The sequence below is a fragment of the Nocardia sp. NPDC055053 genome (assembly GCF_053608285.1).
On sequence record NZ_JBSGVD010000005.1, the window covers coordinates 204,795 to 222,960 of the forward strand.

Annotated in this window: 18 protein-coding genes and 1 pseudogene; 8 read left to right on the forward strand and 11 right to left on the reverse strand. The window is 68.3% G+C overall.

Annotation, left to right across the window (positions count from 1 at the left end; genetic code table 11):
• Positions 1-2: 2 nt before the first annotated feature.
• Positions 3-1,526, reverse strand: coding sequence for an FAD-dependent oxidoreductase (locus ACWF82_RS07550; RefSeq protein WP_452499174.1), 1,524 nt, complete (start codon positions 1,524-1,526; stop codon positions 3-5).
• A gap of 142 nt (positions 1,527-1,668) precedes the next feature.
• On the opposite strand from ACWF82_RS07550, the gene ACWF82_RS07555 reads away from it, so the two are divergent.
• The 4 genes from ACWF82_RS07555 (at position 1,669) to ACWF82_RS07570 (ending at position 5,865) form a co-directional block, all read left to right on the forward strand.
• Complete coding sequence (locus ACWF82_RS07555; RefSeq protein ID WP_452498979.1) at positions 1,669-2,085, forward strand: nuclear transport factor 2 family protein; 417 nt, start codon at positions 1,669-1,671, stop codon at positions 2,083-2,085.
• 273 nt (positions 2,086-2,358) lie between these two features.
• Positions 2,359-3,141 (forward strand): MmyB family transcriptional regulator, encoded by a 783-nt coding sequence (locus tag ACWF82_RS07560; protein ID WP_452498981.1) that lies wholly within the window; start codon positions 2,359-2,361, stop codon positions 3,139-3,141.
• A gap of 21 nt (positions 3,142-3,162) precedes the next feature.
• The gene (locus tag ACWF82_RS07565; RefSeq protein ID WP_452498983.1) at positions 3,163-4,836 is read left to right on the forward strand and encodes an alpha/beta hydrolase; all 1,674 of its coding nucleotides are present in this window, start codon (positions 3,163-3,165) and stop codon (positions 4,834-4,836) included.
• 123 nt (positions 4,837-4,959) lie between these two features.
• On the forward strand, positions 4,960-5,865 hold the full coding sequence (locus ACWF82_RS07570) for a D-alanyl-D-alanine carboxypeptidase family protein (protein WP_452498985.1): 906 nt from the start codon (positions 4,960-4,962) through the stop codon (positions 5,863-5,865).
• A gap of 21 nt (positions 5,866-5,886) precedes the next feature.
• Here the strand turns inward: ACWF82_RS07570 and ACWF82_RS07575 are convergent, their stop codons facing one another.
• Complete coding sequence (locus ACWF82_RS07575; RefSeq protein ID WP_452498987.1) at positions 5,887-6,348, reverse strand: MarR family winged helix-turn-helix transcriptional regulator; 462 nt, start codon at positions 6,346-6,348, stop codon at positions 5,887-5,889.
• Positions 6,349-6,405: 57 nt separating this feature from the next.
• On the opposite strand from ACWF82_RS07575, the gene ACWF82_RS07580 reads away from it, so the two are divergent.
• Complete coding sequence (locus ACWF82_RS07580) at positions 6,406-6,801, forward strand: hypothetical protein (RefSeq protein ID WP_452498989.1); 396 nt, start codon at positions 6,406-6,408, stop codon at positions 6,799-6,801.
• Between the two features lie 17 nt (positions 6,802-6,818).
• Here ACWF82_RS07580 and ACWF82_RS07585 read toward each other — a convergent pair whose 3' ends face one another.
• The 3 genes from ACWF82_RS07585 to ACWF82_RS07595 all read right to left on the reverse strand — a co-directional run bounded on the left by ACWF82_RS07585 (position 6,819) and on the right by ACWF82_RS07595 (position 10,239).
• Complete coding sequence (locus ACWF82_RS07585; RefSeq protein ID WP_452498991.1) at positions 6,819-8,024, reverse strand: glycoside hydrolase family 76 protein; 1,206 nt, start codon at positions 8,022-8,024, stop codon at positions 6,819-6,821.
• A gap of 120 nt (positions 8,025-8,144) precedes the next feature.
• On the reverse strand, positions 8,145-9,098 hold the full coding sequence (locus ACWF82_RS07590; RefSeq protein WP_452498993.1) for an enoyl-CoA hydratase/isomerase family protein: 954 nt from the start codon (positions 9,096-9,098) through the stop codon (positions 8,145-8,147).
• A gap of 31 nt (positions 9,099-9,129) precedes the next feature.
• The gene (locus ACWF82_RS07595; protein WP_452498995.1) at positions 9,130-10,239 is read right to left on the reverse strand and encodes a wax ester/triacylglycerol synthase family O-acyltransferase; all 1,110 of its coding nucleotides are present in this window, start codon (positions 10,237-10,239) and stop codon (positions 9,130-9,132) included.
• Between the two features lie 34 nt (positions 10,240-10,273).
• On the opposite strand from ACWF82_RS07595, the gene ACWF82_RS07600 reads away from it, so the two are divergent.
• Positions 10,274-10,738: a TetR/AcrR family transcriptional regulator gene (locus tag ACWF82_RS07600; protein WP_452498997.1), complete on the forward strand. Its 465-nt coding sequence runs from the start codon at positions 10,274-10,276 to the stop codon at positions 10,736-10,738.
• A pseudogene (locus ACWF82_RS07605) lies at positions 10,635-11,325 on the forward strand (methyltransferase domain-containing protein); the annotation flags it as partial. The gene ACWF82_RS07600 and the pseudogene ACWF82_RS07605, both read left to right, overlap by 104 nt.
• Before the next feature lie 26 nt (positions 11,326-11,351).
• On the opposite strand, the gene ACWF82_RS07610 reads toward ACWF82_RS07605, so the two are convergent.
• The 6 genes from ACWF82_RS07610 to ACWF82_RS07635 form a co-directional block, all read right to left on the reverse strand.
• Complete coding sequence (locus tag ACWF82_RS07610) at positions 11,352-12,863, reverse strand: molybdopterin-dependent oxidoreductase (RefSeq protein WP_452498999.1); 1,512 nt, start codon at positions 12,861-12,863, stop codon at positions 11,352-11,354.
• A gap of 49 nt (positions 12,864-12,912) precedes the next feature.
• Positions 12,913-13,626: an anti-sigma factor gene (locus ACWF82_RS07615; protein WP_452499001.1), complete on the reverse strand. Its 714-nt coding sequence runs from the start codon at positions 13,624-13,626 to the stop codon at positions 12,913-12,915.
• Positions 13,623-14,270 carry an ECF RNA polymerase sigma factor SigK gene (sigK, locus tag ACWF82_RS07620; protein ID WP_452499003.1) on the reverse strand — a complete coding sequence of 216 codons (648 nt, stop codon included), beginning with the start codon at positions 14,268-14,270 and terminating at the stop codon, positions 13,623-13,625. The genes ACWF82_RS07615 and sigK overlap by 4 nt, the downstream gene beginning before the upstream one ends.
• Before the next feature lie 122 nt (positions 14,271-14,392).
• Complete coding sequence (locus tag ACWF82_RS07625) at positions 14,393-15,040, reverse strand: fasciclin domain-containing protein (RefSeq protein ID WP_452499005.1); 648 nt, start codon at positions 15,038-15,040, stop codon at positions 14,393-14,395.
• A gap of 124 nt (positions 15,041-15,164) precedes the next feature.
• Complete coding sequence (locus tag ACWF82_RS07630) at positions 15,165-16,475, reverse strand: cryptochrome/photolyase family protein (protein WP_452499007.1); 1,311 nt, start codon at positions 16,473-16,475, stop codon at positions 15,165-15,167.
• Positions 16,472-17,041 carry a lipocalin family protein gene (locus tag ACWF82_RS07635; RefSeq protein ID WP_452499009.1) on the reverse strand — a complete coding sequence of 190 codons (570 nt, stop codon included), beginning with the start codon at positions 17,039-17,041 and terminating at the stop codon, positions 16,472-16,474. Before ACWF82_RS07635 ends, ACWF82_RS07630 begins: the two co-directional genes overlap by 4 nt.
• Before the next feature lie 204 nt (positions 17,042-17,245).
• On the opposite strand from ACWF82_RS07635, the gene ACWF82_RS07640 reads away from it, so the two are divergent.
• Positions 17,246-18,082: a MerR family transcriptional regulator gene (locus ACWF82_RS07640; RefSeq protein ID WP_452499011.1), complete on the forward strand. Its 837-nt coding sequence runs from the start codon at positions 17,246-17,248 to the stop codon at positions 18,080-18,082.
• Positions 18,083-18,166: the final 84 nt, after the last annotated feature.

Consider the following 18,166-nt stretch of genomic DNA (forward strand, 5'->3'; position numbering starts at 1 on the left):
TTTTACACGGTGCTGCCGGTCCCTTGGTCCGCCACCTCGGTCGTGTCGCCGTGTCGGGCCTCCCGTGCCAGGGGACCGCAGCGGACATCGAACCGGTCGCGAACGGTGTCCAGGGTGCGACGCAGGTGTTCGCGGTCGCGACGGTGCGTGAGCGCGAACCGCGTCATGGCCGCCATGCGGCGTGGCAAGGGATACCAGCGATCGAAGTCGAGTCCGAAATCGCGAAATACCGCGAGCGGAACGTTGTCGTAGATGATGCCGGCGTTGTACAGGGTGAGTGCGAACAGCGTATACGGGACAACGGTTCTGGACTTGCTCAGCAGTTCCGGCACGTCGAGTTCGTAGAGTGGGGTGTCGCTGAGCCGGTCCAGGAACATCAGGTGGGTCAGGAAGTAGCCGATCATCGAGGTCAGGTACAAGGTGGCAGACCGGGGCTGTATCGACAGGACCGCTCCGCTGCCGGAGACGTAGGGCTCGTAGGGGTAGTCGTGCCGCAAGACGTAACCGGTGCAGTTCACCATCCAGCTGCCCGGCGGGATGGTGGTCGTCGCACCGCTGCGAAAGACCAGTCGTGTCACATCGTTGTCGTCGACGGCATCGACGAGGTAGTCCATCACCACCCGGCGCAATCCCGCGGCGATCGTCGCATTCTCCGATTCCGAGAGAATTCCCAGCAGGAAGCTGCCCGTCTCCGGGGTAACCCAGGTGCCGTATGTCGTGCGGTGCCAGTCCCACACGTCGGCCTCGTTGGTTCCGTCGAAACGGCGGCTGGTTTCTCTGAGGAGACTGCTGGAAAGTTCACCAGCCCACCACCTTCGGGCACCGGGAGGAAACAACCGATCGCGGCTCTGGAAGAACGTCCCGACCCCGGCTACGAGATTCACCTCGCGGCCGGGGTACCGCGTGATGAGTTCGAGCGCGGTGTCCATGGCAGTCTTGCCACCACCGATAATCCATACCGGCGCGTCACTGCCTCGCAGGTCGTCGCCGTGGAGATCGCAGAAGTCGGGCGATACCGACCGCACCCGCGTGCTGGAGACATCGAACGGCTCATTCGGTGCGATGCGGAACCCATACGCTTTGATCAGCCGCTCGGCCTCGACCACCACGGTCGCGCCGTCCGCGGACTCGCAGGTGATCCGGACGATGCCCGCGGTTTCGTCGTGCGCGACCATGGTCCATCCGAAGAGTTTGTCGACCTGGACGCGCTGTTCGATCGTGTCGAGGCAATATTCGAGGTGATCGAGCACCTCGGGTTTCGTCGCCAGGTACGAGCGTTCCCGGCCGAGGGTCCACCTGATATTGCCGGCGGTGAACAGGCCGTGCGGCTGGTGCAATCGCACGTAGGGATAGGTGTCGGTCCACATCCCCCCAACCCGTTTTCTGCTGTCGACCAAGACGACCTTTTGATTACGTGCGAGATACCGGCCGGCGACCCACAAGGCATTCAGCCCGGTGATTCCCGCCCCCACAATGCACACATCGCAAGTCTTTGTCGTCATGGCCTCGGCCTTTCCTCGCAGCATGCCGAACTCGTGCGATGGTGGGGCTCGAGATCGATCGTACTGTTGACCCTTTTCGGCCGAAAGAGTCGGACAGAGCGTGAGCATCCGGCGATCGTTCCATTCGTCCAAGACCACCGGGGGTTGCCCGGCCTACCGTCGGACCATGACAGCAACACAGTCCGGCACCGGACAATCGGTCGACGACCAACTCCTCGCCGTGCTCGACGAGTGGCAGGCCGCGATCGTCGCCAACGACGCGGACCGCATCGGCTCGTTCATGACCGACGAGTGGGTGATGGTGTCCGAGAACGGCGTCACCACCGCGGCGCAGTTCCTGGCATTCGTCCGGTCGGGCGACCTCACGCACTCGGCGATGGCGCGCGTCGGCGCTGCGCGAATCCGCCACTACGACCGGGTCGCGCTGCTGACGACCCGTGTCGTCAACACCGCCCATTACCGGGGTACGCGGTTCGACGCCGACGAATGGACCACCGACGCCTTCATCCACGACGACGGCGGATGGCGATGCCTGCTGACCCAGATCACCGCAGCGAAGGTTCCTGCCGACAGCCCCGTGTGATCACGCCGCGGGGAAGTCCGCATCGGTGATCGCGACGGGTCTCGTGGCGACCTCGCCGACCGCCGGGTGTCAAGGCGGGGCGACATCATTGTTGCTGAAAGCGAGCTGTCGTCGATCCGGTGATGTCGCACCCTCGCCGCGGAGAATGCCGCCGGCCAGAACGCGGAGCATGGCTTGTTTCGTGTAGGCGCGCAGCACATCGCTGCGTGTTTCCCGGCTTGCGGCGTGCTGCGATCGCTATCGTGCAGGGGTGCGGCCAAGGCCCTGACGGAAGTGAGTGCGGTGAAGCAGCTGACCAGGTCCGGCGATGCGGTGCGGTTGGCGCCCCCGACATTCGGCAGTTTCCTGCGCTGGTTGCGCGATGATCGCCGAATGTCGCGCGAGCGGCTGGCGATGTCGGCGGGAGTCAGCGTGAGCTACGTGACTCATCTGGAGTGGGGCGACCGGGATCATCCGGCGCGCGCGGTCGTCGAGGCATTGGCGGACTGCCTGGATCGGGCCCGGACGCTGCGGGTGACCGAGCGCAGGCATCTGTTCGACCTGGCGGGGATACCGATCGCGGCGACTCCGACGATCGGCCAGTTGCGTGCGGGCATCGGCGACGATGCGCTCCGCAGTCTCGACGCGCACCGTGGCGGGATGGCGGGATACTTCGACTCCCGCGGCAATATCCTGGCGCTCAACACGGCCGCACGCACGATGCTGCCGGGACTACGCGAAGGTGGCAACGGGCTGCACTGGTTGTTCGGTGACCGGCTGGCCCGGCAGGTTGTCGTGAACTGGGACGACGTCGCGCGGATGTCGGTGAGCGGACTGCGCGGGCGAATCGGCGCAGTCGGTCAGGCCGGATGGCCGGAGCGCCTGCTCGGCGAGCTGGGGATGTACCCGGAGTTCTGCGGGCTGTGGCGCGAAGGTGAGGTGACGTTTTCGACGGGGTTGTCGCCGATTCGACTCCGCGACCCGGCGACCGGGCGGCCGGTCGAGGTCACCGTGCAGGTGTTCGACGTCGACGTCGTCGACCACCCGGGATGGGTGCGAATTTTCCTCGGCACGTAATTGCGAGTCACAGGGGGACAGATGAATTCCACGCGCGGGCTCGATCCAGAGGGCGGCGACCCGGCGCCCGCGTTCCGGCGCCGGGGTTTCCACCTGGGCGGTGCGATCGGCGCGCTGGTACTGGTGTGGCTGTCGCTCACCCCATCGCTGCTGCCACGGGGGCCGCTGTTCCAGGGAGTCGTCACCGGCGCGGCGGCGGCCTTCGGCTACGGACTCGGCCTCGCGGTCGCCGCGCTGATGCGGTGGATGGTGCAACGAGAGCCGGGGCCGACGCCAACGGTGGTCCGGTGGGGATTGGGAATCGTCGCGGCACTCGGCACGGTGACCGTCCTGGCCTGGTACGCCGATTGGCAGAGCGATCTGCGTTCGCTCATGGGGGTGAGTGGCCTTGCCTGGCACGCCTACCCGATCATCGTGGCGATCAGCGCCGTGGTGTTCGCGGTGTTGCTCGCGGTGTCGCGACTGTGCTGGGCGCTGTCGCGCTGGGTCGGTGGGCTACTGGGGCGGGTGCTGCCCACTCGCGTCGCCGCTGTGCTCGGCGGTGTTGTCGTGGCGGTGGTTGCTGTCGCGGTGATCAACGGCGTCGTGGCCGATGTGGGGATGTCGGTACTCAACGAGACGTTCAAGGCTGTCAATCAAGAGGATTCGCCGGATACCGAAGAACCCGTCATTCCGGAACGCTCCGGCGGTCCCGGATCACTCGTGAGCTGGGACTCGCTCGGTCGGCAGGGCCGGATCTTCGTCGCCAACGGACCGACCGCACGCGACCTGACGGTGTTCAGCGGCAAGCCGGCGCGGGAACCGATCCGCGTCTACACCGGACTCGATTCCGCCGAGAACATCAGGGCCGAAGCCGATCTCGCGGTGGCGGAGTTGCGGCGAGCCGGCGGATTCGACCGGGCTGTGCTCGGTGTGGCGACCACGACCGGAACCGGCTGGATCAACGAGTCGACCGCGTCGGCACTGGAGTATCTGGCCAACGGTGACAGCGCCCTGGTGAGCATGCAGTACTCCTACCTGCCGAGTTGGCTGTCGTTCGTCGTCGACCAGGAACGGGCCAGGCAGGCCGGTCAGGCCTTGTTCGAGGCGGTACACGCCGAGTGGGACACCCTGCCCGAGGATCGTCGGCCGAAACTGGTCGTCTTCGGCGAGAGCCTCGGCTCCTTCGGCGGCGAGGCCGCGTTCGCCGGGATCCAGGACATGGCCGCCCGCACCGACGGCGTCCTGTTCGTCGGTCCCACCGCGACCAACCCCGTGTGGCGTGACGCCACCGCGCGCCGCGACCCCGGCTCACCGCAATGGCTGCCGATCTACCGTGACGGGCACACCGTGCGATTCATCGCCGGCGCACCGGATCTCGCCCGCCCCGACAGTGCGTGGGGAACCCCCAAAGTGGTCTACCTTCAGCACGCCTCCGACCCGATCACCTGGTGGACACCGCGGCTGCTGTTCCAGAAACCCGACTGGCTCAGGGAGGAGCGCGGTCGCGATGTCCTGCCGAGCACGCGCTGGATTCCGGTGGTGACGTTCCTGCAGGTGTCGGCCGACATGGCGGTCTCGACCGATGTGCCCGACGGACACGGCCACACCTTCCACGCCGACATCGCCGACGCCTGGGCCGCGATACTGTCACCGGCAGGCTGGACCCCGGCCGACACCGAGCGCTTGCGAGCGATCCTGGGTGGCACCGAATGAACGCCACTCATGGAAATGCGTCGCCCTGGTCCTGACGGAAACGTGGGGCGAAATAGCGGCGGTGAAATCCCACTTGTCGGTCGAGTTGTGCGCCAGAATGTCGCCATGCGGACATTTGCCGGGATGTTGCACGCTGTAGTCGCCGGGGTTCTGGTTGTCGCGGCAGGGCCCGGTGTCGCGGCCGCGGTGCCCACCGGAAGTGCCGGCCAGGCGCAGCTGCTGCCCTGGCCTGTGCACGGGCCGGAGGGGGTGCAGGCGACGGGGGCGGCGCTGGCGGACGGGATCACCGGAACGGTGGTGTGGTCGCGGGAGGCGCACACTCCGGTTCCGATCGCCAGCATCACGAAGGTGATGACGGCGCTGGTCGTGATCGTCGCCGGTGATCTCGAGCGGGCGGTGACCGTGCCGCAGGAAGTCGTGGGCTACTGCGGCAGGCACAACGGGAGCACGGCGGGGCTGGCGCCCGGCGAGGTGCTCACCGCACGGCAGCTCCTGTACGCGCTGCTGCTGCCTTCCGGCTGCGACGCCGCCTATGCGCTGGCCGAGGCCTACGGGCCCGGCCAGGATGGTTTCCTCGCCAGGATGAACGACACCGCGCGTTTCATGGGCCTGGCGGGATCACATTTCACCGACCCCAGCGGATTGCCGAACCCGACCGACAACTCCACCTATTCCACACCGGTGGATCTCGTGGCGCTGGGCATGCGGGCGATGAGCCTGCCGGTGTTCCGTGACATCGTCGGTTCGCGGACCTTTCACGTTCCCGCCGGACCGGGTAACCGTGAGCACCACTGGAATTCGACGAACCGGCTGCTGCTCGAATATCCCGGCACCCTCGGCATCAAAACCGGGAACACCGACGCCGCGGGACACTGCCTGCTGTTCGAGACGGTCCGGGCGGGAATTCCCCTGATCGGTGTGGTGCTGCACAGCTCACCCCACAGCAGTGTCACAGCGAAAGAAGACGCCGAGCGGATGCTGAACTGGGCTTACGACCCGATCCTGAACGTTCTGCAGCCCGTGCGCTGATTCTCACGTCCCCCTGGCGCATCAGGTTTCGTCGCTGGGGTGGCACGAGGGGTCATGCGCGGTGAACAGCCGGGTCAGCGCCGTTTCCATGGCGCGTTTGCCCGACGGGCTCAAGGCGGCGAGGAATTCGTCCTGGACCTGTTCCAGTTCGGCGAAAGCCTCTTTCAGCGTGCGTAAGCCCTTCGGGGTCGGCGTCACGACGTGTGTGCGCCGGTCGTCGCCACGCTCGCGGGCCGCCATGCCCGTGCGCTCCAAACGGTCGATCACGGCGACCATGGTCGTGCGGTCGAGGCCGGTGACCCGGGCCAGATCCTGCTGGGAGAACACGCCCGTACTGGCGTAGGACAGCACACGGAAGTCCTTGCCGCGCAGACCGTAACGGTCCAGCGACCGCTCCACGGCATCGCGGGCCGCATCGCCGACCCGGAACAGCATGAAGATCGGCGCCTGGGTGATCTGTTCCACTGCCGTCGTCTCTCGCATCAGCCCATCTTAGTCACGTACGCTGATCGTCAGTACTGCTGATGATTGGAGCTCGATATGCCCGATGCCAGAGTCGTCAAGGTCGCCCTCGTGGTCCTTGGCCTGATCACCATGACGCCGGTGCTGGCACTCGTTACGCCGACCGCCCTGGAGTACTACGGACTGACGCAGCTGGCCCCGATGGAGGAGGCCCTGCTGCGGCACCGCGGCGTGATGCAACTGGTCCTTGGCGCCGCGCTGGTCTGGGCGGCGTTCGTCCCCGCGGTTCAGGTGCCGGTGGCGCTGGCCGCGATCACCACCAAGACGACGAATCTGGTACTGACGCTGACGGATTCGACCACCCGGCCGGACGCACCGGTGTTCAGCACGGTGTTCGACTCACTGGCCGTGCTGCTGCTGACCGGCCTGATCGTGCTGCGGCTGCGCCCGACAGCGAGCCGAGTGGGGATCTGACAGGTAGCCGCGTGCGCTCACCGTCCCGCGGCGGTGAGCCGGTGGTCCGCTTCGAGCAGCATCCACCCGCTCAACTGCACCGAGAGATCGCGGCTCAGGTTCACCGACGACTCGGCGGACGAGTCCGCGAGCGGGAGAAAGGTGCCCGGATACTCCCGGACCGTGACAGCACGGGTCCAGTCGGTACCGAACAGCGGTAGCCCGTCCACCTCGGCGCGGTGTTCCCAGGCTGCCCGCGCGGACGCGTGCACGATGTCCGCGGCGGTGGTGTCGCCCAGGGACAGTGCGGCTTCGGCGAGATACCGCGCGAGGATACCCATGAACAGCCCGGAATCGCCCCCGGCGGTCGCTGCGATCACCCCGGCGTCGGTGAGCTCCTCCGCGACCGCGGCGACGAGCGCGGCCGCCCGGTCGCGGTGGCTCGATTCGCCTGTGCGCAGCGCCAATTCGGCTTCCAGCCCGATGGTCACGCCCTGGCAGTAGGTGTGGACGGTCCGGTTCACCCTCCCGCCGGGCTCGTGGACACCGTCGAGGATCAAGCCGCTGTGCGGGTCGCGCAGACGGGTGTGCAGGAAGTCGGCGAGGTCCCCGGCGCGGGAAAGCTCGCCCAGCCGAGCCCACGCGATACCGGTCGGGCCGATCGAGGGGGTGTTGTAGTAGTCGTCGCCGAAGCGCCATGGCACCGCACCGACGGCCGGGTTCCAGCCGTCGATCAACTCCGCCCGCAACTCCTCGACGGCGTTGCCGAACCGGATGTCGAGCAGCCGGTCGGCGCGGTCGAGCGCCAGCGCCAGCCACCCCATATCGTCGTAGTACCGGTTGGTCCAGCCGGTGATATTGCGGGTTCGGATACCGCGTGCGAGTGCGACGACCCGGTCGACGCGTTCCGGGGTGCGGGCGCGGGACGCGGCATCCACCGCACAGTCGAGCAGCTGAGCCTGCCACCAGTAGCACCAGCGCCCGAACGACTGTTCCGTCGCCGAAGCCGGCCAGACCAGCGCACCCAGCTTCCGCTGCGGCAGCCCCCAGAGCGGGCGCACATGCCGCTGCACGATCGCCTGTTCGGCCAGGTCAGCCCGCTGTCCGGAGTCCGTGGGGCCGGTGTACGAACCCCGCGTGATGGTGCCCGCCCGCCCCGGCTGTTCCAGCGCGGAGTACGCGATCGCGGCTCCGGCCGCGAACAGCGCACTACGTCGGCTGATGCCCTCGTGCCGGCCATCCATCTGCTCGAACTCCTCTTACTGGATAACGACATCGGAGCCGAGAACCGTACCGCCAGAGTCCGGTGCCGGAATGACCAACACTTGAACTACTCAGGTTTGCCGCGAAAACGTTGCCGGAACCTACTCGGTGAACTCCACCTTGGTTCCGTCGATCCAGCCCGGCAGATTGTCCGCGACGAAGTCGGACATGTCGCGGCCTTCGTCGATGGTGGACTCGACGTCGGCGAGGTAGGCGGCCATGGCTCGCTTGGCCGACGGTGTGGACGCCGCGGTCAGGAACTGGGCGCGTTCGATATGCAGGCCCTTCTCCAGAGACGTCGAACCACCGTGGTAAATGGCATGTTTGATGCCGCGGACGGCGGTGGGGGAGCGCTTGGCCAGCCGGGCTGCGGTCGACTGCGCCTCGGCGAGCAGGTCGTCGGGAGCTACCACCCGGTGCACCAGTCCGATCTCCAACGCCCGTCTCGGACTGATCGGAGCGCCTTCGAGGCACAACTCCATGGCGCGACCGGCACCAAGCACCCGGGTCAGCATCTGGGTACCGCCGCCGCCGGGAATGATGCCGACCAAGATCTCGGGCTGGCCGATTTCGAACGGACCATCGGCCATCAGGCGCAGGTCGCAGGCCAGGGACAACTCGCAACCCCCACCCAGCGCGCGGCCGTTGAGCGCTGCGATGAACACGGTGCTGGACTCGCGCATCAACTGGCAGACCTCATGGTAGCGGCGCAGGTTCGCGACGCCGCCTGCTCCGGCCAGAGCCAAACCCGCCTGCCCACCGGGCACATGGTCGGCCAGGGTGCTCATCCGCAGCGCGGCGCCCGCCGTCCGCGGGTTCAGTGTCACCGGGGCGGCTTCGACCCCGTCCAATATCTCCGACACCGAGTAGTGGCTGACGAAGACACCGTCGACGGCGCTGGTGAGCACGACCGCACGGACGTCGTCGTCGCGGTCGACGACACGAAGTAGCTCGAGCAATTCGGCCATCACGGCATCGGTGAGGAAGTTGTAGGGCGGGTTGTCCAACCAGATCGTCTGCACGGAACCGTGCCGGTCGGTGCGGAGAAACTGCATACGAGTGCCTTTCGACGGTGGGGTTGTCGTGTTACTGCAGGTAGACCCGTTCCAGTTCGGCCAGTGCGGCACCGCAGTACGGTGCGACGCGTTGGACATGGGGCAGCGAGGTGGCGCACGCGGTGACGCACAAGTTGAGGCGGTTCGCGTACGACAGGATCGTAATGTTGAGTGCCTGACCGTCGAGCGGGATCGACACGGCGTGCCACTCTTCGAGGGTCATGCCGTTGTAGTGCAACGGCTTGCTCGGCCCCGGCATGTTGGAAATGACGACGTTGAACATCGGCGTGATCCGGCTGCTCACACCGAGGACCAAGCTCGCGCCGAAGGGCGCCATGAGCATCGCCGTGTACGCCATCACCGCGGCGCCCGACATCCGGCTCATGTGCTGTTTGGCGGCGACCGTCGACGCGACGATCGCCGAAACACGGTCCCGCACATCGTCGATATCGGTCGCGAGAGTGGCCAGCGCCATGGTGGTCGCGTTGCCTTCGGCGTCGTCGCTGTCTTTGGGGCGGAACGACATCGGCATGCCCGCGATCAGCGGGTCCGCGGGCAGCGCGTCGATCTCGGCGAGGTAGCGGCGCAGGCCGCCCGCGCAGATCGCGAGAATCACGTCGTTGATCGTTCCCCCGCAGCGCTGGGCCAGCGCGGTGACGCGGTCCAGGTCGAACGACTGGGTGGCGATCCGGCGTTCGGCGGTGATCGGGCCGTTGAGGATTGAGGCCGGCGCGGAGTACGGCTTGATCAAGGCCGTCTCGGATCCGAACAACCCGCCGTACATCCGTGAGATCGCCTGCACCCCGGTGAGCTGATCCGCGACCCCTCGGATCGGAGCGTTCATCAGTCGCAGTAGTGAGGGGAGCCCGGGCCCGCCTGTACCTTCCGAGTCCGGGGCAGTGCGGGGCCGCCGCTTGCCGGATTCTCGATACGCCCAGATCGCCGGCCTACCGCGTTCGTCGGGATCGTTCGACATCACCTTGCGCGCGAGCCGCACGGTGGCCACTCCGTCGAGCAGGGCGTGGTGGCCCTTGACATACAGAGCCACGCGGCCGTCGTCGAGGCCCTCGATGACATGCAGTTGCCACAGGGGATGTGACCGATCCATCAGCCGGAAGATGTCCAGATGCGCGATGTTCATCAAGCATCGGTCGTTCGATCAGAGGAGGAATGCCGTGACGCCGAGTCCACGTGAACGGCTCATCGCCGGCATGATCGCGCTCGTGCGGGAACGCGGCGTGGCCGGCACCGGAATCACCGACCTGCTGGCTCGTAGCGACACCGCGCGGCGCTCGATCTATCAGAACTTCCCCCGCGGGAAGGCGGAACTCGTCGAGGAGTCGACCCGGGTGGCCGGGCAGATGATGAGTTCGGTGATCGCCGGATACACCGCCACCGACAGTCCCGTCGACAGCCTCGCCGCCTTCATCCAGATGTGGAAAGACACGCTGACGTCGAGCGATTTCACCGCGGGCTGCCCGATTGTCGCCGCGGCCCTCGGCGGTCCCGAGGCTCCGTTGGCGCCCGCCGACTGGAGGGCGGGCCACCGAGGAACGGCCGTCGTGGGGCTATCAGCGGCTGATCGGGGAGCGCCTCGCCCTGGCCGCGGCGGCGCTGGACATCCAGACCGGTGGGGGTGAAGTGCTGGCCGGCGTCCCGCGGCTCCCCGCGGTTACCGCGGCGACCGAGGCATGGCCGCCGAATGCCGCCAAGGCGACGGCCCTGCTGCGGCCGCGCGGTGTCGTGGTCGTGGCCGACGACGACGAACCACCACTCCCGTTCGCCGACGCGGCCTTCGATCTGGTGATCAGCCGCCACCCGGTCACGGTGCACTGGACCGAGATCGCCCGCATGCTCGAACCGGGAGGCACCTACCTCGCCCAGCACGTAGGCCCGGCGAGCGTGTTCGAACTCTGCGAGTTCTTTTCTCGGCCCGCAACCGCGGGCCGTGCGCAGCCGCCGTCACCCCGACACCGCCCGCGCGGCCGCCGAAGCAGCAGGCCTCGACGTCGTCGACATCCGAGCGGAGCGACTGCGCATGGAATTCCGCGACATCGGCGCGGTGATCTACTTCCTGCGCAAGGTCATCTGGATCGTTCCCGGCTTCTCCGTCGAGGCCCATCACGACCGTCTCCGCGAACTCCACGAACAGATCGTCACCGACGGCCCGTTCATCGCCCACTCGTCGCGCTTTCTCATCGTGGCTCGCAAGCCACGGGTCCGCTGAGCCGGCGCCAGGGCTGAGACCGACGGTCAACGGACCGTCACCACGCGCGAGTGCCTGCCGGTCGCCCCGTCGGGGAACGGTGTTGTCCGGGTGTCGGTCTGTAGGGCTCCGGTGGCGTCGACGGCGCGTACGCGCAGGGCATGGGTTCCCGGTGTGGCGTTCCATGCCCAGGTCCATTGGCGCCAGGTGTCGAGGCTGTACGCCGCGGCTAGCGTGGCCGGTTGCCAGGGGCCGTCGTCGACCTGGATTTCGACGGCGCTGATGCCACGGCCCTGTGCCCACGCGACTCCCGCCACGGTGACGGGTCCGGCGGAGAGGGTGGCGAACGCGGCCGGGACATCGATCCGGGACGCGGTCTTGACGGGTGCCTGTGCTGCCCAGCCACGTTCGGTCCAGTACGCCTCTGCGCGGTCGAAGCGGGTGACTTCGAGGTCGACCACCCATTTGGTGGCGGACACGTAGCCGTAGAGGCCGGGCACGATCATCCGGACCGGGTAGCCGTTGGCGACGGGCAGTGCGGCGCCGTTCATCGCGACGGCGAGCAGCGCGTCCGGGTTGCCGAGCACGGCGGCGAGTGGGGTTCCGGCGGTGAATCCGTCGACGCTGCGCGACAAGATCATGTCGGCGTCGGGGGCCGGGCCGGCTTCGGTCAGCAGGTCGGCGAGGCGGTAGCCGGTCCAGGTGGCGGTTCCGGCGAGGCCACCACCGACCTCGTTCGACACACAGGTGAGCGTGAGGAGTGACTCGACGGCGGTCCTGGCGCTCAACTCGTCGTAGTCCAGATGGATGTCGCGGTCCACCATCCCGTGGATGCGCAGACGCCATTGCGCGCGGGTCAGCGACGGAAGCTGCAGGACGGTATCGATGCGATAGAAATCCTGTGCGGGAGTGATGAATCGGGTCAATCCGGGAACCGCGAGGTCCATCTCGGGTGTCACCGGCGGGATCGATTCGGCGACGCGCGGAAGGCGGAAGGCCGCTCGGTCGGCGCCGACGTCGCGCAATCGGCTACCGAGGAACTGCCCTGCCGCACCTGCCGATGCCGCTCCGGCGGCTACCGCAGCCAAGGCGAGCAAGAAACCACGCCGGGTCGGACCGACCCGATGGCCGTCGTCGGACGGCACGAGGAACAGTGCGCACAGCGCCGCGATCCCCGCACCCGTACCGGCCACCGCGGGGAATGCGCACAGCGGCGTGGCAGTCGGCCTGAGCAGCGCGAGCCCCGCCACGACGACGCCGAGACCTCCCAGCACGGCTGCTCCCAGCGCAAGGCTGCGGCGGGCCACGAGCCCGATCATCGCGGCGGCCACCATCATGACCAGACCCATCGTGACAGCCAGTGCCAGTTTGTCGTTCGTGCCGAACCAGCGGATAGCGCTGTCCTTCAACCACATCGGCGTGTGATCGACCACGGTCGCCCCGAGCACGAAGAACGGGGAGGAACCCGGATCGACGACGACGGCCACGAGATGTCCGACCCCGAGGACGACCGCGGCCGCGGCCGTCGTGGCGGCCACGGCCGCGGTACGGCGAATCATGCTGTCACTCCTGAAGTATCGAGTGCCGGCCTGACCCGCTTCAGGCGGGTCAGCCGACAGTCATGCTGACGATCACCGGTGTGGTCGGCCCGACGGAGCCACCGACAGGCTCGACGGTTACCGCGAGAGTGTCGGCGGGCTCGACGGCGGTGACGACCGAGGCCGGACCATCCATCACCGCCACCGACTGCGGTGTGCCTGCGGACGGCACCAGCCACAGCTGGTAAATGCGGTCGGCGGGCAGCGCGGGCAGGTCCCGGAACGACACGGCGGCGGCGCCGAGTGCCTTCGACTGATACACCGTCATCGCGCCACCGCCGGAGACGGCGACCGAGGACTCTCGGCTGTCGGGCTGCTCGACCACCTGTTGCGCGGTGATCGCTCCAGGACCGTCGTTCGCCCGGTCGAGCACCGCGATGCCGACACCGGCACCGACGGCAACGATCGCCGCGGCGGCGACGGTCAACCACCGGACATGCCAGCGCCTGCCCAGGTCGGCGCGACGCGGATGGCGCTGGTCCAAGGCCCGCAACAGCGCGGTTTCGAGTCGCGCGGGCGGCGGCACCGAGTCGACCACGGTCACCGCAGCCATCGTCTCCTGGATTCGCCGGACGATGCCGCGGAACTCCGCCGTGCGGTCGGGTCCCGCGGCGTCGAGCCAATGGTCGACGGCTTGTCGCTGCTGGGGATCCAGGGCGTCCAGGGCGTACGGGTAGGCCTCGTCGAGCCACGACCAGGGGGTCCGCCGATCTGTCTCGCTCATCGGGAATTACCTCCGGTCAAACAGTTCTCGAGTCTTTTCAAGCCGTCTCTGATCCGGCTCTTCACCGTCGGCAACGGCACGTCCAAGGTCTCGGAGACCTCGACGTAGGTGCGCCCGCTGTAGTAGGCCAGCGCCACCGCCTCGCGCTGGAGGTCGGTCATGGTGCCGAGGCAGTCCAGCACCGACTGCTCGTCGAGTCGCTGGGTGACTTCCTCGGCGACAGTGTCGTGATCGCGGCCGAGGTGGGCGTGGCCGAACACGAGGTCGCGGCTGGTGGCCGACTGCTCGGCCCGCACCCGGTCGACCGCGCGCCGGTGGGTCAGCATCATCAACCAGCCGATCGGGCTCGCCTTGGTGGCGTCGTATTCGGCTGCCAGGGCCCAGACCTGGAGGAAGACCTCCTGGGCGATGTCCTCGGCGGCGCCGTGATTGCGCACCACGCGCAACGCCAGACCGAACACCCGGGGGCTGGTCGCGCGGTAGAACTCGGCGAACGCGCCGCGATCGCCGGTCGCGACATCGGCCAGCAGTGTGACCAGGCGGGCTTGGACGGCATGGTCGGGCTTGGCGCCCGCCGGACAAGCGGCCGCCGGATCGGCGACCGATCTCAGGCGGATCGGCGAGGAGCCCGGCCGGTTCGTCATCGTGTGGTCCCTGCTTGCATCGGCATGAGAGGGATTTCGGCCAGCCCGCAGGTCCGGATGGGCGCCGCCGGGATGTTTCTCGCCCGACTCTACGGTCCGCGGCGGCGCGACCATCGTCGACATCACGCCGCGGGCGGCATGAGCACGCTGTCGATCATGTACACGGTGGCGTTCGCGGTGCGCACACCACCGCAGATCACGTTCGCATCGCCGACCTTCAGTGTGTCACCGGACCCGGTGACCGTGACATCGGCGCCCTCCACGGTCTCGTGGGTGCCCGCGATGCTCGGTGGCGCGATCTGGCCGGGGACCACGTGGTAGGTGAGGATCTCGGTGAGGGCGGCCGAGTCGGTCTTCAACGTCTCGACGGTCGCCGGATCGATCTTCGCGAAGGCCGAGTCGACGGGTGCGAACACGGTGAACTGGCCGCCGTTGAGGGTATCGACCAGGTTGACGTCGGGATTGAGCTCGCCCGAGACCGCCGACACGAGAGTGGTGAGCATCGGGTTGTTGGACGCGGCGACCGCCACCGGCTCCTCGGCCATTCCGCTGACCGAGCCGGGACCGGTCGGAACCTGGGCGGCGTACTCCGCGCACCCCGGCCCGACCAGGCCGGACGCGGCGTCCGCGCCGGTGGTGTTCGGTGCCGTGGGCATCGGTGCGGAGGTGGTCGCCGTGGTGGTGCTCGCGTCGTCGTCGGTGCAGGCCGCGACGCCGAGCGTCGAGCCGAGGAGCATGGCCGCTACGAGAGTTCTGCGCAGGTATCGCATGATCTTTCCGTCACTTCCGTCGGCGTGCGGCACAATGCCGCACGGTGTGGATGCCACGGAGTTCGGCTGGCCCGGCCGCTCGGATGGCTGTCTCTTTTCCACTCGAAGAATTGCCAGGCCGGCCTCACCGCCCGGCACAATCGATGATCGGCGCGGGATAGGTTGCCGGATCGACGTTCTCGCGCCAGGGACGATGAATTCGCGCGCCAGGCAGGTGTGCCAGCTCGGGTAGCCACCGCCGCACGTAGGTGCCGTCGGGGTCGTAGCGGTCGGCCTGGCGCAGGGGATTGAGGACCCGGTTGGGGCGGGTGTCGGTGCCGGTGCCCGCGACCCACTGCCAGTTGAGCTGGTTGTTCGCGAGATCGGCGTCGACGAGCCAGTGCAGGAAGTGTGCCGCGCCGATCCGCCGGTCCTGGCGCAGCGACTTGGCGAGGAAGCTCGCGGTGATCAGGCGCGCTCGACCCGGCATCCAGCCTTCGGCGCGGAGTTGCCGCATCCCCGCGTCGACGATCGGATAGCCGGTGCGCCCGTCTTGCCATGCGGCGACGGACTTTTCGTCTACAGGGCCCGCTGCCGTGCGCCGACGATAATCCGACCAGGCGGCATCGGGGCGGGCGGCGAGCACTTGGTGGTGGAAGTCCCGCCAGGCAAGTTGCCGGGCGAAGGCGAGTTCGCTGTCGGTCGTCGTGTCGACGCGGCGCACCACCTCGGTGGGGGACAGGCATCCGAAATGCAGGTGCGCCGACAATCGGGAGGTCGCGTCGGCGGCGAGATAGTCGTTGTCGCGGGCGTAGCTGTCGATCGGGCCGTCGAGCCAATCACGCAGGAGCGTACGGGCGGTCGTTTCCCCGCCGACCGTCAACCGTGGCGACGGCCCGCCATCACTGAGATCCTTCGCGACGGGCAGTGCGCCGCTGCGGATCGGTGGGAGGGACAGTGATCGGGGCGCCGGCAGCGGGGTGCGGCGGTGAGCCTGGCTCCAGCGCCGGAAGTACGGGGTGAAGACGGCGAAATGATCGCGTCCGGTCGACGGGACGAGCTCCGCGAAAGTGGTGGTGACGGAACCGGAGTGGCAGTGCACGGTTGCGGTCAGCCTGTCGCGCAGCGACTGTTCACGCGCCCTGCTGTAGCGGCTCACGTCCTCGGCCATGTGCACGCTCGCGGCACCGGTCTCCTCGACCACGCGCTCCACCTCGTCGACCACCGCACCGCGTCGTACGGCGAGCGCACCGCCGCGCGCGCGCAGTTCTCCGTCCAGCTCGGCCAGTGCCGCCGCGAGGAAGTGCGTGCGATTGGGTGGGCAGCGGCCGGGCACCAGTGCCTCGTCGACGACGAACAGCGGTACCACCTGGTCGGCGACACGGGCCGCTGCCGTGAGGACCGGGTTGTCGTGCACCCGCAGGTCGCGGGTGAACAGTGCGATGGCGACGCTCATCGCGCGCACAGGGGGCGCACATCGTCACGTCCGCCGGTCGCCGGCGAGGTGAGATACACGCACGGGTCCTGGCCCGCCGCCCGGATCGCGTCGTCGACCTCGCGCCAGGTGGGGTCGTCCAGCGCCGGGGTGCGCGAGAGCACGAAACCGGAGAGCCTGCTCGGGGAGGTGACCAGTGCCCACGAGTAGTCAGGGCCGAGCGCGGTCACGACGTAGTTGGTGTCCCCCTCGCGCTCACCCTGGCCGGGAACGCTGGGGAAGCTCACGTGCAGTTGCGCGTTCGTGACCGGGTCGTTCACCGTGGCGGTGCCGCGGATCTCGTCGACGCCGCCGGTCCAGGTGTGGCAGCGGTTGTGGACGCCGATGTCGCCCCTGGCGTCCAGGGTGTAGACAGCGGTGGTGTCGCGCGCGCAATTGAGGTTGAACACCTGCGGAATCGCCGCGAGCTGACGCCATTCGCCGAGATAGCGATCGAGATCGAGCCGCGGGACGGGCGCTGGCGGTGCGGCGACCGCGGCGCCGGCGCCCGTGAGGCTCGCGGTCGCGGCGAGCAACAGGGCAGTCATCCATGGATTACGTCGAGTACGCACGGAAACTCCTCGAGATCGATGGTGTGGCCATTCTATCAGCAAACGATGCATAATTGATTCATGATTCGGCGGATCCGGCAGGACGCCACGATGTCGGACCGGCGTACCGGCGGGGCAACGCCGCCGCGCTCGGACCCGGCCGCGGCGTACAGACCGGGGCGTGCGGGGCAGAATGAAGCGATGCCCGCCGGTTCCGCGCCCGCCACCGCCATGGCCGGATATACGGTGCGCGCGGTGGCCGAACGCCTCGGCATCCCGACCGCCACCCTCCGGAGCTGGAACCGTCGCTACGGGATCGGGCCCGCGCAAGACCGTCCGGGCCGCCACCGGCTCTACACCGACGCCGACATCGCGGTCCTCGAGCGCATGCTCGACCTGATCGGCGGCGGTGCGAGTCCGGCGGGCGCCGCGGCGGCGGCGCGTGGCTCCGCGCTGGTGCTCGGAGACCGCGCGGCCCTGCTCGAGGCGGTGTTCGCGTTGGACACCACCGCCGCCTGCGCTCATCTGGACGCGCACGTGCGGGCCTACGGTGTCGTGCGGACCTGGGAAGCGTTGTGCCGCCCCGCCTTCGCCGATATCGTCGCGCGCCAGGGTGGCGGCGAGGCCTGTATCGATGTCGAGCACCTCCTGTCGTGGTCGATCGCGGCGGTCATGCAGCGGGTGACACCAGCGCCGGGTGGTGCACCGGTACTGCTGGCGTGCACCAGCGGCGAAACACATTCGCTGCCACTGGATGTAGCGCGTGCCGCGTTGGCGCAGGCCGGGATCGGCGCGCGCATGCTCGGCGCCGACGTCCCCACCGACGCGCTGTCCGGCGCGCTGGCCCGGCAGGCGAGCGCGCCCGCGGTGCTGCTGTGGTCCCAGCGCGAGTCGACCGCGCTGACCTCGGCGGTGCTGGCCTGCGCGGCGGCCGGGGCGCGGGTGCTCGTCGGCGGGCCGGGCTGGGATGTCGTGATGCTGCCCGACGCGGTCGAGCGGATCGGTTGCCTGGCCGACGCGGTGGAAGCCCTCAGCTAGACCCCGGGATGGCGGATCGCCGCTGCGGTGTAGTCAGTAAACGATGCACATTCGATGCATTCAGGAGCTGCTTGCGCGTGGGAA

Excerpts from the sequence above, each read along its gene's own strand:
- ACWF82_RS07550 (WP_452499174.1), bottom strand. The coding sequence starts at position 1,526 with ATGCTGCGAGGAAAGGCCGAGGCCATGACGACAAAGACTTGCGATGTG.
- ACWF82_RS07555 (WP_452498979.1), top strand. The coding sequence starts at position 1,669 with ATGACAGCAACACAGTCCGGCACCGGACAATCGGTCGACGACCAACTC.
- ACWF82_RS07565 (WP_452498983.1), top strand. The coding sequence starts at position 3,163 with ATGAATTCCACGCGCGGGCTCGATCCAGAGGGCGGCGACCCGGCGCCC.
- ACWF82_RS07570 (WP_452498985.1), top strand. The coding sequence starts at position 4,960 with ATGTTGCACGCTGTAGTCGCCGGGGTTCTGGTTGTCGCGGCAGGGCCC.
- ACWF82_RS07575 (WP_452498987.1), bottom strand. The coding sequence starts at position 6,348 with ATGCGAGAGACGACGGCAGTGGAACAGATCACCCAGGCGCCGATCTTC.
- ACWF82_RS07580 (WP_452498989.1), top strand. The coding sequence starts at position 6,406 with ATGCCCGATGCCAGAGTCGTCAAGGTCGCCCTCGTGGTCCTTGGCCTG.
- ACWF82_RS07585 (WP_452498991.1), bottom strand. The coding sequence starts at position 8,024 with ATGGATGGCCGGCACGAGGGCATCAGCCGACGTAGTGCGCTGTTCGCG.
- ACWF82_RS07590 (WP_452498993.1), bottom strand. The coding sequence starts at position 9,098 with ATGCAGTTTCTCCGCACCGACCGGCACGGTTCCGTGCAGACGATCTGG.
- ACWF82_RS07595 (WP_452498995.1), bottom strand. The coding sequence starts at position 10,239 with ATGAACATCGCGCATCTGGACATCTTCCGGCTGATGGATCGGTCACAT.
- ACWF82_RS07610 (WP_452498999.1), bottom strand. The coding sequence starts at position 12,863 with ATGATTCGCCGTACCGCGGCCGTGGCCGCCACGACGGCCGCGGCCGCG.
- ACWF82_RS07615 (WP_452499001.1), bottom strand. The coding sequence starts at position 13,626 with ATGAGCGAGACAGATCGGCGGACCCCCTGGTCGTGGCTCGACGAGGCC.
- sigK (WP_452499003.1), bottom strand. The coding sequence starts at position 14,270 with ATGACGAACCGGCCGGGCTCCTCGCCGATCCGCCTGAGATCGGTCGCC.
- ACWF82_RS07625 (WP_452499005.1), bottom strand. The coding sequence starts at position 15,040 with ATGCGATACCTGCGCAGAACTCTCGTAGCGGCCATGCTCCTCGGCTCG.
- ACWF82_RS07630 (WP_452499007.1), bottom strand. The coding sequence starts at position 16,475 with ATGAGCGTCGCCATCGCACTGTTCACCCGCGACCTGCGGGTGCACGAC.
- ACWF82_RS07635 (WP_452499009.1), bottom strand. The coding sequence starts at position 17,041 with ATGACTGCCCTGTTGCTCGCCGCGACCGCGAGCCTCACGGGCGCCGGC.
- ACWF82_RS07640 (WP_452499011.1), top strand. The coding sequence starts at position 17,246 with ATGCCCGCCGGTTCCGCGCCCGCCACCGCCATGGCCGGATATACGGTG.